This is a genomic window from Alkalihalobacterium sp. APHAB7 (assembly GCF_048323755.1).
Taxonomy (GTDB): Bacteria; Bacillota; Bacilli; order Bacillales; family Bacillaceae_F; genus Alkalihalobacterium.
On record NZ_JBLWFS010000016.1, the window covers coordinates 50158 to 64512 of the forward strand.

At 36.2% G+C, this 14355-nt stretch carries 12 protein-coding genes and 1 other RNA gene; 8 read left to right on the forward strand and 5 right to left on the reverse strand.

From position 1 onward, the window contains the following. Positions 1 to 11 precede the first annotated feature (11 nt). Positions 12 to 1673, reverse strand: coding sequence for an alpha/beta hydrolase (locus tag ACNSTQ_RS15320; RefSeq protein WP_418200690.1), 1662 nt, complete (start codon positions 1671 to 1673; stop codon positions 12 to 14). Between the two features lie 601 nt (positions 1674 to 2274). On the opposite strand from ACNSTQ_RS15320, the gene ACNSTQ_RS15325 reads away from it, so the two are divergent. Further along, positions 2275 to 2418: a hypothetical protein gene (locus tag ACNSTQ_RS15325; protein WP_418200691.1), complete on the forward strand. Its 144-nt coding sequence runs from the start codon at positions 2275 to 2277 to the stop codon at positions 2416 to 2418. Between the two features lie 309 nt (positions 2419 to 2727). Continuing rightward, the gene (locus ACNSTQ_RS15330; protein WP_418200692.1) at positions 2728 to 3189 is read left to right on the forward strand and encodes an LAGLIDADG family homing endonuclease; all 462 of its coding nucleotides are present in this window, start codon (positions 2728 to 2730) and stop codon (positions 3187 to 3189) included. A gap of 289 nt (positions 3190 to 3478) precedes the next feature. Here ACNSTQ_RS15330 and ACNSTQ_RS15335 read toward each other — a convergent pair whose 3' ends face one another. The 4 genes from ACNSTQ_RS15335 to ACNSTQ_RS15350 form a co-directional block, all read right to left on the reverse strand. Then, the gene (locus ACNSTQ_RS15335; RefSeq protein WP_418200693.1) at positions 3479 to 3811 is read right to left on the reverse strand and encodes a hypothetical protein; all 333 of its coding nucleotides are present in this window, start codon (positions 3809 to 3811) and stop codon (positions 3479 to 3481) included. A 416-nt stretch (positions 3812 to 4227) separates the two neighbouring features. After that, positions 4228 to 6672: a DNA topoisomerase IV subunit A gene (gene parC / locus ACNSTQ_RS15340; protein WP_418200694.1), complete on the reverse strand. Its 2445-nt coding sequence runs from the start codon at positions 6670 to 6672 to the stop codon at positions 4228 to 4230. A 1-nt stretch (position 6673) separates the two neighbouring features. Then, entirely contained in the window at positions 6674 to 8647 is a 1974-nt protein-coding gene (gene parE / locus ACNSTQ_RS15345; protein WP_418200695.1) for a DNA topoisomerase IV subunit B, read from the reverse strand. Positions 8648 to 9186: 539 nt separating this feature from the next. Continuing rightward, positions 9187 to 9606: a CoA-binding protein gene (locus ACNSTQ_RS15350; protein WP_418200696.1), complete on the reverse strand. Its 420-nt coding sequence runs from the start codon at positions 9604 to 9606 to the stop codon at positions 9187 to 9189. 179 nt (positions 9607 to 9785) lie between these two features. On the opposite strand from ACNSTQ_RS15350, the gene ACNSTQ_RS15355 reads away from it, so the two are divergent. The 6 genes from ACNSTQ_RS15355 to ssrS all read left to right on the forward strand — a co-directional run bounded on the left by ACNSTQ_RS15355 (position 9786) and on the right by ssrS (position 14320). Next, positions 9786 to 11117 carry a DUF2254 domain-containing protein gene (locus ACNSTQ_RS15355; RefSeq protein WP_418200697.1) on the forward strand — a complete coding sequence of 444 codons (1332 nt, stop codon included), beginning with the start codon at positions 9786 to 9788 and terminating at the stop codon, positions 11115 to 11117. Positions 11118 to 11455: 338 nt separating this feature from the next. Then, entirely contained in the window at positions 11456 to 11617 is a 162-nt protein-coding gene (locus tag ACNSTQ_RS15360) for a hypothetical protein (protein WP_418200698.1), read from the forward strand. A gap of 64 nt (positions 11618 to 11681) precedes the next feature. Beyond that, the gene (locus ACNSTQ_RS15365; protein WP_418200699.1) at positions 11682 to 12107 is read left to right on the forward strand and encodes a hypothetical protein; all 426 of its coding nucleotides are present in this window, start codon (positions 11682 to 11684) and stop codon (positions 12105 to 12107) included. A gap of 48 nt (positions 12108 to 12155) precedes the next feature. Beyond that, positions 12156 to 12371: a hypothetical protein gene (locus tag ACNSTQ_RS15370; protein WP_418200700.1), complete on the forward strand. Its 216-nt coding sequence runs from the start codon at positions 12156 to 12158 to the stop codon at positions 12369 to 12371. Positions 12372 to 12501: 130 nt separating this feature from the next. Beyond that, entirely contained in the window at positions 12502 to 13746 is a 1245-nt protein-coding gene (locus tag ACNSTQ_RS15375; protein WP_418200701.1) for a TolB family protein, read from the forward strand. A gap of 393 nt (positions 13747 to 14139) precedes the next feature. Then, positions 14140 to 14320: non-coding RNA, 6S RNA (gene ssrS, locus ACNSTQ_RS15380), on the forward strand. The last annotated feature ends 35 nt before the right edge of the window (positions 14321 to 14355 follow it).

Genomic DNA, 14355 nt, shown 5'->3' on the forward strand with positions numbered 1-14355 from the left:
CGTTCATTTCATTATTTAAATTGATACATAAACCGTTCCATATAATAGATAAACAATTGATTGAAGTTACCTGAATAATAGGAATTGCTAGCATGACCAGCATAAGGAAGAAGAATTAAAGCTGATTTTTCATTTCCTATTTTTTTGTAGGTCTTATCCATTTGAATAGCAATCGTTTGATCAACAATTCCATCGTGGGTTCCCTGACAAATTAAGACAGGCGGGCTATCCTTTGCTACTAAAAGAGAAGGATCCATAATGTCGTCAGAACCATCTATACCTACTATAGAAGCTAACCCGTTCGCCGGATAAACAGGTATAACGCCTTTGATTTTTAGTTTAGGGTTTAAGTAATCATATCGTGTATTTGCCAGACCAACAGCATTTGCTAAATGTCCTCCAGAAGAGTTACCAGACACAAAAACAGAGTCTAAATTGGCCCCGTATTCCTTGTAGTGATCTGCCAAATAGTCTGTGAATATTCCAATGTGACGGACCATATCATCTGTTGAAAAATTACCGACAATATTTTCAGGGACTTTGAGAAATTTAAAGACTCGTTCTCCATCACTGAGACCGTGTTGGACATCAAACACAACGTAACCTTGGCTGGCAAAGTGTTTATTCAATTGAGCGTTATTTAATGACCCTTTATCTCCTGACGTCCAGCCGCCACCATGAATTCGTATCAATACTGAATGATGACCCGGAAGACCCTTTTCATTAGCTGGAGGCCTATAGACGTCAAAATGTAGCTTAATGCCTTTATCAACACCTTCTGTCCCTTCATAATAAAGTATATTTTCTTTCACACGGTAATTACCTGATTTTGTTCCATAAAAATAATCCGGTAAAGAGAAGGGAGTCTGCATAAAATGCATCTCTTCAGCTGTTGGTACGATCTGTTTCGGGTCTGAACGAAAAGCTTGAATATAATTCAGATTGGTTTCACTAATGGTGAATGGTGTCATGATTACCGGTAGAGTAAAGATCGTAGCAAGCGTTATACCAAGGAGTAGAATAAACCTCCTAGGATATAACCTCAAATTTGTTATTTTTAAAAGGAATACGGCAACTGTCAAGAAGATGATACTAAAAAATAAAGATAGCTGTGGAACAGCGACCTCTACAAAATTAGCACCTCTACCAATGAGTAGTTCATAAGAAACATAAATCCCGAGAGCAAGAATGGTACTTAATAAGAACACGAGGCTTCTTTTAATGATCTTATTCGGACCACTGGTCTTATTTTTATTTAAATATGGTTTTGAGTAAAAATGATGGTTTTTTAGGTGATAAAGCTTATTACTCGCAAGTACTCCACCTAAAATAAACAATAAAAAAATCAAAATCAAAGAAATAACACTCCGTGAACTCGCATGTGTCACTTGCTCAGATACATATTTGTTCATAATTGGAACAATGGGCACTGTTAGGATGGTCACACATAAATAAAGGTAATCTAAACTTCTACTAGGATAGTCTACTATTGTTATAATGACATTACTTATTAAGGTTAAAAACAAAAAAATTCCAAAAATGTTCCAAAGTCCATGAGAAACGTTTGTTAGTATATAGATAAACCCAACTATAATTGACAAACCATTTGCAACAACTAATGCCTGTATCCAAAAATGCAGTTTTTTCTTTTCATTCAGCAGGAAACTTTTCATGTAGCCCCTCCTATAAAAAGTACTTTTACTTTCACGGATTAACTGCGTAAAATGTTATATTCACATTACTGGTGACGTAGTAACTTTTAGGTTCTCTCCATATAGAATAATTACTCATTCTGATATGAGAGATTATTTATTTCTCTGCACGTAAACTCGGGTGCGCTCGTGGTGGAGGAGTTGTACAAACTAAAAAGAAGCTTATCTTCAATGGTGGTTTAACGTATGTTGAAGAAGCATAGTATTACGCTTCTTCTTTGGAAGATTAGAAGCTGAATCGAATTGGCCTGAAAGACTAGCAGCAAAGTTTAGAGCAGATTTTGGCGATAGTTTGTAAGAGAAGCTAAAATAGGTAGGCCAAAAAAAGATATCATGAAATAATGCTCATTTTATAAGATTAGGCGTAATCCTTTAAGGTTACGCCACTTTATATGTTCTGAAGGCAGCATAATAAGCAATTATCATTATATTTTCACATAATTTAAAATATAATCAATTTTTTTAATAAAACAAGTCATAATTATTGCACCTACATGTAAAATACATATATAGTATTGATGTAAGTCCTATTTTTTATTATAAAAGAAAGGAGGGAGAAATTATGATGTCGCCAAAAGACTTTAAGCTGTCAATGAAGGCATTAATGGAAGATGTTGAAATGACTGAACAACCTAGAACGAAAGGACGTTGCTTATATTTTAAGCTTCCATTCTTTAATCTTTTCAAACTGTATAGCTATCGGTAACGGACTCCATAAGATAAAGCAGACATGACGAAAAACATTAAAAGCAAGACCTTATAAACACCCACACTCATTCTTAAAGAAATAGAGTGTGGGTGTTTATTTTCGTACAAAAAAGTCACTAAGCAACATTAAAAAGTAAAACGCATTGGCTATTAATAATTTCTACATTATTTAAAAACTCTTAACAAAAGAACCACACGCCGGAACTTGTTAACGAAAAACATATGTTCGTATAATGATAATAAAGGTAGTTACATTAGATTTCCTTGAAATAAAAATTGTAAATGAAAAAAAAGTGGAGCGAGAAAAATGCCGAGAAAACCTGGGATAACAGATGATATAATAATTGATATGTATAATAAATCATTAACTGTCCAATTCCCAGATGTACCAGCAGAATTTTTGCCTTCGTTTGTAAGAGGGGTTATTGATGGTGATGGATGGGTTGATCATGAGGGGTATACGATGAATGTTACGTCAGCTAGTAAATCATTTGCTGAACAATTACATTTTATTTTTCAAACGTGGGAATTAAATTCGATGATTATTGTAAATCAGACTAAAACTGGTAATCCTATTTACCGTGTATGGGTAAAAGGTAAAGATCATTTAATTACTTTGTCAAAACTAATATATAAGGTTGAGATTGGTGAATACTTAACTTATAAACGAATAAATATGTCTCAACACTGTAAAGAACAAATGTCATACTTAAAGTACTTATTAAATCATAAAAACTTCGAGATTATAAATCGAATTAAGAAAAATTAATTATTCCTTATAAAACTCACAGAAGTGGATGTGAGTTTTAATTTTTCACTTTTTACTAGTTTACATAATATATATTATTGGAAGTTGTAAATTAAAAAGATACTATGTCTCAAAACCTGAGTAAACTTAAAATAGTGAGACGAAATTGAAAAAATTTTGTGTTGATACGCGTTTCATTAAGTACGATCATTTATATAGATCATTAAATTCAATCCATAAAAATATCCAGTTCAGAATAGTTTCTGTACTGGATAAGTATCAAACAATATTTATTTGCCGTTAATTGTGGTTATTGTTTATTTTGTGTTTCTTCTTCAGAATTTACTTCTTCATACCAGTAATCTAAAACTTTTGCATCCAAAACCTTTGATTGTACATATTTAGCTTGTTTTTCTGTAAATGATGGGCTCCAGTCTAGATCTAATTCTTGAGCTAATTTAACAACTGTTAATAATTCTTGCCAAGCTACGTATCGTTTATACCAAAAGAATTGCGGTTGTTCACTCATGTATGGGTATAGATCGTCAAATTCTGTATGCTTACAATCAATTGTTCGTTCGAATTGCACTTTTGCCGTTTCAATTTTCTGAATAAAGAAATTAGATAGCTCTTGTTTCATCATATTTATCACCTTCATCTATTATTTTTTAGTGACACTTTGTAATAAAACCTAACTATACTATTACTCTATCATAAAGATGTTGCTGTATCTAGTGACTTGTTTGTTAGTTTACATAATATAATTATGGTAATGATATTATGTGACTTTATTTGTCAACAATCTACACAACCATTTTGTCCTTTGTTGCTGATGTTTGCATTTATTCTATGTTTTATGTAGTCCTCTTCCCTACATACACGAATTTTGTTTTTATATATATAGTTAAAAAATAATAAAAGGCTTTACTTGTATACTTTGTTGTTATTGGAAAGCTTCACGCTAAAGCGTGAAGAACCAAACTTTCGCTTGGTTACGGTCCAATAGCTAAACGCAACATTCTTTTAGAAAAGAGCCTAATAAAAAAATGATGAGTACAATTACTCATCATTTTTTGGTTCAGTACTAACAATTTGAACTATGCGATTGACTTCCCCATCTGTGGCACTGTCTATGACAAATGATCCGTTACTATACCTATCATTTGGTCGTAAATGAGCGACTTCCACAAATGCTTTTGCATTTCTTTTTGTCATCAAGATGATTTGTTCATTACTTGTTACTTTTTCAATTCCTACAATTCGATGTGGTTCTTTTTTCAATTCGCGTAACATCACGAGACCGCGTTTTGCTCTTGTTGATTTATCAAATTCTTTAATTGATACCTTTTTAGCAGCACCTCGTTGCGTAGCAACAAAGAAATAAACATTTTCTTCTGGCGTAAACGTATGACCATTCACAACATAGTCATCTGTCTTCAAATTAATTCCTTTAACTCCAGCGGCCCGCTGACCAACGATATTGACTTCATCTTCACCAAACCATAAGCCGTAACCTTGGTTGGTTCCAATAAATACTTCTGTTGCCCCATTGGTTAATTGAACATTAACGACTTCGTCTTCATCTTTTAGTTTTACAGCAACGAGTGGTTTTGTAAATCGTTGTGCCTTATAAAGAGACAACTGACTTCGTTTAATCATTCCATGTTTTGTAAAAAACACTAAATATTCTTCTTCACTAAATTCTTTAATGATCATTGAATGAAGGATTTCATCTTCACGATCTAACCCTGAAACGAGGTTTGCAACATGCTGGCCGTTGTCTTTCCAGCGAATGTCTGGAAGTTGGTGAACTGGTAAATACAAATAGTTTCCTAGCTTTGTGAAAATAAGCAGTGTATCTACAGTATTCGTATGGTAATGACCAATAACATAATCTTCTTCCTTCATTCCTGGCGGTTCACTATTTGATGCTGCGTAAGAACGAAGACTCGTCCGTTTTACATACCCTTCCTTCGTTACGGTAACCATTACATCTTCAGCTGGAACAAGAACTTCCAGGTCAATTTTAATTTCTTCAATATCTTTTTTAATGACCGTTCTGCGCTCATCTGCGAATTTTTCCTTAATTTGAAGTAAATCTTTTTTGATGACACTGATTAATTTTCTTTCGCTATTAAGGATTGCTTCTAAACGGTTAATGAGCTTAACTAATTCATCGGCCTCTTTTTGCAGTGTTGTAATATCGGTGTTTGTTAAACGATATAACTGTAACGTGACAATTGCTTCGGCTTGTGGTTCAGTAAATTCAAACCGTGCAATAAGGTTATCTTTAGCGTCACGTTTATCTTTTGATGATCGGATTGACGCGATTACTTCATCTAAGATTGAGATCGCTTTAATAAGTCCTTCAACAATATGGGCACGTTCTTTTGCTTTACGCAGCTCATATTCTGATCGTCGTGTAATAACTTCTTTTTGGTGCCCCACATAAGCTTGGAGCATTTCTCTTAAGCCGAGTAATTGAGGGCGCTTGTTATGAATGGCAACCATGTTAAAACTGTATGTGATTTGTAAATCAGTATTTTTAAATAAGTAGTTTAAAATTGCTTCAGAGCTCGCATCTTTTTTCAACTCTACGACGATTCGAAGACCCGTTCTATCTGTTTCATCACGTACTTCAGCGATTCCGTCGACTTTTTTATCAAAACGAAGCTCATCCATTTTCTTTACGAGGTTCGCTTTAATAATTTCATATGGAATTTCAGTAATAACAATTTGTTGACGACCGCCTTTAAGCTCTTCGATTTCTGTTTTAGCTCGTAAAACAACTTTTCCTTTTCCTGTTTGATATGCTTGTTTAATTCCATCTAACCCTTGAGCGATACCTCCAGTTGGAAAATCAGGTCCTTTTACAAATCCCATAATATCTTCTAAGCTTGCTAACGGGTTCTCCATTAAGTGAATCGCACCATCAATGACTTCACCTAAGTGATGTGGTGGTATGTCCGTAGCGTACCCTGCAGAAATTCCTGTGGACCCATTGACCAGTAAGTTGGGAAACATCGAGGGTAAAACAACGGGCTCTTCTTGCGTGTCATCGAAATTATGAATGAAGTCAACCGTTTCTTTATCGATGTCTCGTAAAAGTTCAGAGGCAATCGATGACAACCGCGCCTCTGTATAACGCATTGCTGCTGGTGGATCTCCATCAATTGATCCGTTGTTTCCGTGCATCTCAACAAGAAGGTTACGAAGCTTCCAATCTTGACTCATACGAATCATCGCATCATACACTGATGTATCTCCGTGCGGATGGTAGTTACCGATTACGTTACCGACCGTTTTAGCGGCTTTTCGGAACGGCTTATCAGCTAAGTTTCCTTCACGGTACATCGCATATAAAATTCGGCGTTGTACAGGCTTTAAGCCATCACGTACATCTGGCAGCGCACGATCTTGGATAATGTATTTACTATAGCGACCAAAGCGGTCGCCAATGACTTCTTCTAGTGGTAGGTCTAAGTAGCGCTCTGTCTGTGCCAAGTTAATCCTCCTTCGTTACCATGATATTTTCGTTTTCTAAGATGTTTGTTTCCTCTTCTAGCCCAAATGCAACGTGAGACTCAATCCATTTACGGCGTGGTTCAACTTTATCTCCCATCAATGTTGATACACGTTTTTCAGCACGAGCAATATCATCAATTTTCACACGAATTAGCGTTCTGGTTTCAGGGTCCATCGTCGTTTCCCATAATTGAGTAGCGTTCATCTCCCCGAGACCTTTATAACGTTGAATCGTATAACCTTTACCGATTTTTTTTATCGCTTGCTTTAGTTCGTCTTCATCCCATGCATATTCTAAAACTTCTTTTTTACCTGTACCTTTACTTACTTTGTAAAGTGGTGGAAGTGCAATGTAAACTTTACCGGATTCTATAAGCGGCTTCATGTAGCGATAGAAGAATGTAAGTAGTAAAACTTGAATGTGTGCACCATCTGTATCGGCATCGGTCATGATAACGACTTTATCGTAGTTTATATCTTCAATAGAAAAATCTGCACCAACCCCAGCACCTATAGCGTGGATGATCGTGCGGATTTCTTCGTTTTTCATAATGTCATCTAATTTTGCTTTTTCTGTATTAATAACTTTTCCTCGTAACGGTAAGATCGCTTGGAATTTACGATCACGACCTTGCTTTGCAGAACCACCAGCAGAGTCACCCTCTACCAGGTAAAGTTCATTACGGCTCGGGTTCTTGGATTGCGCTGGAGTTAGTTTTCCACTTAAAAGAACGTCTCTTTTCTTACTCTTTTTACCGCTTCGTGCTTCTTCACGTGCTTTCCGTGCAGCTTCACGTGCTTGAGCAGCTTTAATTGCTTTTTTAATAAGCATTGTACTTAGGTCTGGATTTTCTTCAAAGAAGTAAGCGAGTTTATCAGATACGATCGCATCAACAGCTGACCTAGCATCAGTAGTTCCTAACTTCCCTTTTGTTTGCCCTTCAAACTGTAGCTTCTCTTCGGGTACTCGTACCGAAATAATCGCAGTAAAACCTTCACGAATATCCGACCCGTCTAAATTTTTATCTCGTTCTTTTAACAGTTTCGTTTTACGTGCATACTCGTTAAACGCACGTGTTATCGCTGTTTTTGCACCGGCTTCATGTGTGCCACCATCTTTTGTACGTACGTTATTAACGAAAGAAAGCACGTTTTCGGTATACGCATCATTAAATTGGAAGGCAAACTCGATGTCAATTCCATTTTGTTCACCGTTAAAAAAGATAACTGGCATCAATGTTTCTTTATCTTCATTTAAATATTCTACAAAAGCCTCGATGCCGCTCTCATATTGAAAAACTTCACTTGCTTCTTTATCCTTACGTTCATCAACTAATTCTATTTTCAGCCCTTTGAGCAAGAAGGCTGCCTCTCTTAATCGTTCAGTAAGCGTTTCAAAATTATAAGTCATAATACTGAAGATCGTTGAGTCTGGTTTGAAATGAATTTTCGTTCCTGTTTTCTTTGTTGTACCGACTTGTTCTAACGTCGTAACAGGTTTTCCTCCGTGCTCAAAGCGTTGACGATAGACTTTTCCGTCGCGTTTAATTTCAACGACGAGCCACTCCGATAAAGCATTAACAACCGAAGCACCAACTCCATGTAGTCCCCCACTCGTTGCGTAGCCACCTTGACCGAACTTTCCTCCAGCATGTAATACAGTAAGAATAACTTCGGGTGTTGGTTTGCCTAGTTTGTGCATTCCCGTAGGCATTCCCCGGCCATCATCAATGACACTGATCGAATTGTCCTTATGTATCGTAACTTTTATATAATCACCGTAGCCAGCTAACGCTTCGTCTACAGCGTTGTCTACAATCTCATAAACTAAATGGTGTAAACCGCGACTGTCTGTACTTCCAATGTACATTCCAGGCCGTTTACGTACGGCTTCTAAGCCTTCGAGTACCTGTATGGCATCATCATTGTATTCTAATTTCTGTTTTGTCGCCAAATTGAAAGCTCCTTTCCCACGCTCATATTCATTTTTCTTTTCTCTAGAATAGAACTATAACCTAAAACTAGGAAAAAATCTAATTTATCCTTAAACAATATATCACAAAAGAACATCTGTTTCTTTGTATATTTTGTACACAACTATCGATTTCCTGCTTTTCAAACGAAATTTATATGACTTTTGTCCTGACTGTGTTACGAAACTTTAGATCGCCTAATAAAATAAGTATCCATACATTTAAACCTAATTCGGATGATAAAGTGGAGTATGTTTAATAAAACCCCAATACTTACTAATGAAATACCTATTCCTATGCACGTTTACCGTGAAGTGTTAATTGATGGCTCTGTTAAAATCTTAAAGTAAGTAGTAATGTTCGTTTAATCGTTCATCCTAATCACTTCAATACTAAAAAAACACATAAATTTTACATTTCAAATGATCGGTCGTACCTCTCACCGAAGCCGTGGAGCGTTCTAAGCACCTAAGGATAAAAAAGTCCTTAACTCTTAGCTTCAGTTAAGGACTTTACGTAACTATTTGGTTAACGCATGTTCAACTTTAATGCATCGATCCATAATTGTCGTTACGCCATGTTCCTGTAGATAATTAAAAGCTTCTTCGCTTTGAAGTCCGAGTTGGGCCCAGTAGACGTCAGGTTTAATATCAACGGCTTCTTTTGCCACTTCCAACAAATGCTCACTTCTTCTAAATACATTTACAATATCGACATGACCATCGATATCTTTTAGCGATCCAACCGCTTTTACACCAAGAATTTCTTCTCCAACCGCAGCTGGGTTGACCGGAATAATTTCAAAACCTGCGTTTTGCATAGCTTCTGAAACCATATAAGACGTTCTTTCTGGATTGGTTGATAGTCCAACAACAGCAATACGTTTACTGCGTTTCAATATTTCTCCTATTTCAGTACGACTTGGATTTTCGACTGTCATTTTAAATCACTCCTTATTTATTCCCTTTTATCATACGATTTCTCTTCGTCTCTCATACATTCAGCAAAATCTACAAAATTCCTGCCGTTTTTTCATAATTTTTAACTAAAAAGAAATAATACAGCATGAATGGCACTATTTATTGCGATAGAAATACATGCTGCAGGCGAGGTGAAATGATGAGCCGACTCCAGACTAGATTACTACAACTAAGATCAAGCTTTCTGTTTTTACCGAGCTTTTATAGCTTAATTGCTATCGCACTTGCTGTTTTGTTTGTGCAGTTGGACTATTATATTTTTTATTCCACACGTTTAGGGGCTGTCCTTCCGTCTGCTTTTTTCACTGATTTAGCATTAGCGCAAACATTATTAGGTGCAATCTCTGCTTCTTTATTAACGATGACGACCATTTCTTTTTCGACTATTATGGTCGTTCTAACGACTTATTTATCACAGTTTTCGCCGCGAACACTGCAGAATTTTGTGAATGACCATCATACTCAGCGAATATTAGGAGTTTTTATTAGCGGCTTTATTTTTTCCATCGTGACTTTATTGTTATTACGAGAACGAGATGGTGTATCGCTGTTTTTCTCTCCAACGGTGGCTGTTATATATGCAATCATTTGTGTCGGATTTTTTGTTTTTTTTATTCATCATGTGTCTCTTTGGATTCAAGTGAGCAACTTAATCCACCAAATATCACGTAACACCATTGAAGCGATACAAAAAAATTATCAAAATAAAGAGAATTCTTATCATGATGCGCCGTGGGATGATTGGGAAAGTGCCGAAATCAAAAGAACAGAACCTTTGTTCGTATATATAAAAACCCCTGGCTATTTACAATTGATTGAGCTTGAAGCTTTAATTGAACAAGCGAAACAAGACGATGTAATCATTGAGCTGAAGTTTCAACTAGGTGACTACGTTGATACATTTACCCCTTGCCTCCATATATGGCCACTCGCCAAGAAAGTAGATCCTAATTCTTATTTACCTTACTTTCTTATTGGACATGAACGAGTTACCGTACAAGATATTGATTTTGGTTTAACTAAATTGGTAGAGATTTGTTTGAAGGCTTTATCGCCTGGTATTAACGATCCGAATACAGCAGTATCCTGCATTAATGAACTTGGGAAAGTGTTAACTGTACTCGGTCAAAAAAATGTAGAGCGTGCCTTCTACAATGATGATAAACGAGCCCTTCGATTAATGTTGAAGCAGAAGCACTTTCGAGATTATCTTTATCATTCTTTCTATCAAATTCGCCATTATGCAAACGATGATGTGTCTGTATTATCAGCAATAATAGAAGCTTTAAATGTTGTCGCCTCACACAATGATAGTGATGTAAAAGAAGAAATAAAATCGTTCTCTGAATACATTATTGAGGGCATGAACGAAAAGACATTTTTGTCGTTAGATGAGCAGTATCTGCACCGAAAGCTAGAAAAGCTAGCTTTACATACGAAAACGAAAAATGGTCCTCATCATTATTTTTAGAAAAGCATTTTGGAGATGTCTTAAGAATTGAGAAATTAGAAAAAACAGTTCATAAGAGAAGTGTAACCCCCCTCTAATGATTGATTGTATTTCCGGTTCAAAAGATAGATTGTTTAATCCACACTCATGGAAATAGGTTTCCATTTGAAATTACACTCGTTAGTTCATCATGACTATGCTATTAACGTTATTCACTACCAAAATTGAATCTGTTCAGCTCACAATACGCTATCTCCTTTTTGCAGTAAAATAGTTCATTTTTCTACCCTAGTGAATATAGATGTATGGAGATGAATTGGCCTTCCTATACTGATACTAAAAGAAGTTAGGTGAGAAAAATGAAGCCCGCTAAATACCTTACGAGTAAAGAAAAACTTCGGATAAAAGTGATTAAAGAAAAGATCAACAAAGCGAAATCTGTCGATGAGGTTCAGGCTTACGAAATGAGTATTTGCTTAATTCTTGAAAGGTCATTACAGCGTTATAAACAATCAAAGTAGAGCGAGTGGGTTATCCCCTCTCGTTCTTTATGTTATAATGGAGGAAAAATAAGGAGATACTTGGATGTCCTGGGAACAAGCTTTTTTACAAATTATCATACCTATCATCGGAGGAACCGTCGGAGGACTTATTACCATCCTTTGGGCAGAATTCAAGTTCAGTTATAATTTTAAAAAGAAGGTATTCTTTACGTTTATATTAATCGGCGCTGTTGCGGGGTTTGTCGCTGTTAATCTATTAAACCCTAATGGTAGTTTTTCAGAAATTGCCGCCTTAAGTGTACTTGCCGGTCTTAACGGAATGAGCTTTCTTATTAGTCATCAGTTAGCAGAAGGCAAATTGGAGAATGAAGCATTGAAAAACTCCATGGAAGCTGCTAATAAAGCTGCTAATATGGGGATCGATGAAGAATTCGAAGTTTCTGAAGAAGAGTTAGAACAATATTTAAACGCTAAACTCGGAAACTTTACTTACGATGAAGAAGATTAATTACGAATACATGGATATAACGACTACTAATGTAAAGGAGATGATCGTATGAACAAATTTACTCCTGCCCTTTATTTAAAAGAATCGGAAAAAGAAAAATTAAAAGAAATGAAAAAGAAAGTCAAACAAGCAAAAACTCGAAAAGAAGTCGAAGCTTATGAATACATCATTGCCAGTCTTCTCAAGATAGCCCTACATCGCTACAAAGCAGGTAAAAAAATAACCGAAACCGGAACGGAACAAGAATTAGTTCGCTCCTCATAATCAAAGATGACGGTAATCGTCATCTTTTTTCTTTTGATCACCTTCCTTTTTTGTTGACCCGATTCCTCACTATTTTATAAGTTCATACTCCTATCAAGTAATGAAGATACTATGCTTGAGGTGACATTTTATGAAAATTCTTCAAGCGCTAATCATCCTATGTCTATTACTATCAACATCTATTCACGCGGAAATGGATTCAACCGAACTAAAAGCGGCATTTGTACGTGACGGTTATTTATGGACGAACATCAATCAGAAAGAAGAAAAAATTACAGCTGAACGAGCTACCTACACTTCCTCACCATCCTGGTCTTTTGACGGTAGTAAGCTACTTTATCAGAAAAAAGGAGAAAATGGCTCGCAAAATGAAATTTGGGTTTACGACACACACACAAACCAACATACCAAAATTTTTTATGATGGCTCTGATGCTAAGTGGTCACCTGTTGAAAATATCATAGCCTTTAGAAGCCAAAGCGTACTTAACATATCTGATTTAAAAACCTTCTATAACATTGCCTTAGGTATATGTGATTATGAATGGCAACCAGATGGTAAAGGATTTATTGCCTCTTCTCGTGCAGTACTGCGACCAACAGGTTGGACAAATCCGATCCTTTATAACATTTCTATTGAAGAAGGTTATCAAAATATAAAAAACTTGACCGCCAATGCGAAAGAATTGTTTATCATTCCAACTGAATTGAAAAAAGGTGACGTTTCCGTTAATTCGATACATGCTACCGATTTTTCGTATTCTCCAGATCAGAAATGGATTTCCTTTATTGTCTCACCTACCGCATCTATGGCAATGGATAGCAATATGCTATGTGTCTTATCTAATGACGGAAAATCTCTTGAGGTCATTGATGAGATCATTCTTCATTTAGACAACCCTAAATGGGCTGTGAAGAAAAACAGACTAGGCTTTATTGCGGGCGGGGGGAGAATTGTCTTTGGTTTCAAGGATAAAGATTTAAAAGTAAAAGAACTCCCTTCTTCAACTACAGCCAGTCTAACTCCACCTAACTATGCAGAGCTCGGGTTTACGTGGGTAGACGATCACTCTCTCATTGTATCAAGAGTAAAAGAAAGTGAATGGTCCAATGAGTCTCAAAAACGCCCGAAACCTGCGCTGTATCATTTAGATATAAGTGGACACGGTCAGAAAAAAATTACGGCTCCTCCTGAAGGTTATGGCGATTATGATCCCACGTCTTTCCCTTCTATTGAAAAAATTACTTGGATAAGAAAAACAGATCTAACAGATAATAGCGGTGATTTATGGATCGCTGACCGGTACGGTAGAAATGCTCAAATGTGGATTGAGAATGTAGAAAGTTATTCTCTTTACTCAAGTGATATACAATAACCCGCCCTCTCAACGAGATAAGGAATAAAAACGCAAGCCTTTTTGGTATCAAAACATAAACAATAATACCGAAAAGTGGAGACCTCAGCTTCTTAAGAAATTAGTTCTGTTGGCTAAGTTACCAAGTAAAATATGACCATTTACCATAGCTTAACCTTTACATTTATTGTGCTGCACAGCCTAAGTTCGTCAACATATTTTCTGTTGGTTATGCCGCCTTTACTTACCATTGATGAAGCGGTTTGCCCGTGATATATTATGAGTACAACAAACCCGAGCACGTGGTGAACAACATCACGTCTCACTTTAAAACTCTTGCCATGACGCATACCATACGTGCGTTACCTTGAAAGGGATGGATCGTATTTCTTACCATTCCTCCTTTTACATAACGTCACCCTACGATGTTAGTACTTCTTAATGTCTTAAACCGATACTGTTTTTTAGGGAGTTCAACATTCCACATCTAACAACAAGCCCTGCAAGCTAGGGGAAGTTGACGGATTTGGAGAGGACACCCACCTACGAGAGTAGGTTTTTAAGACATCACGAGGTACGGCAAAGTGGGATACATATTATGTTTGTTCTGTTTTCTTTACTTATCTCAAA

What these genes read in the sequence shown, in the direction of transcription:
- ACNSTQ_RS15320 (WP_418200690.1), bottom strand. Translation starts at nt 1,673, where the DNA reads ATGAAAAGTTTCCTGCTGAATGAAAAGAAAAAACTGCATTTTTGGATA.
- ACNSTQ_RS15325 (WP_418200691.1), top strand. Translation starts at nt 2,275, where the DNA reads ATGATGTCGCCAAAAGACTTTAAGCTGTCAATGAAGGCATTAATGGAA.
- ACNSTQ_RS15330 (WP_418200692.1), top strand. Translation starts at nt 2,728, where the DNA reads ATGCCGAGAAAACCTGGGATAACAGATGATATAATAATTGATATGTAT.
- ACNSTQ_RS15335 (WP_418200693.1), bottom strand. Translation starts at nt 3,811, where the DNA reads ATGATGAAACAAGAGCTATCTAATTTCTTTATTCAGAAAATTGAAACG.
- ACNSTQ_RS15350 (WP_418200696.1), bottom strand. Translation starts at nt 9,606, where the DNA reads ATGACAGTCGAAAATCCAAGTCGTACTGAAATAGGAGAAATATTGAAA.
- ACNSTQ_RS15355 (WP_418200697.1), top strand. Translation starts at nt 9,786, where the DNA reads ATGAGCCGACTCCAGACTAGATTACTACAACTAAGATCAAGCTTTCTG.
- ACNSTQ_RS15360 (WP_418200698.1), top strand. Translation starts at nt 11,456, where the DNA reads ATGAAGCCCGCTAAATACCTTACGAGTAAAGAAAAACTTCGGATAAAA.
- ACNSTQ_RS15365 (WP_418200699.1), top strand. Translation starts at nt 11,682, where the DNA reads ATGTCCTGGGAACAAGCTTTTTTACAAATTATCATACCTATCATCGGA.
- ACNSTQ_RS15370 (WP_418200700.1), top strand. Translation starts at nt 12,156, where the DNA reads ATGAACAAATTTACTCCTGCCCTTTATTTAAAAGAATCGGAAAAAGAA.
- ACNSTQ_RS15375 (WP_418200701.1), top strand. Translation starts at nt 12,502, where the DNA reads ATGAAAATTCTTCAAGCGCTAATCATCCTATGTCTATTACTATCAACA.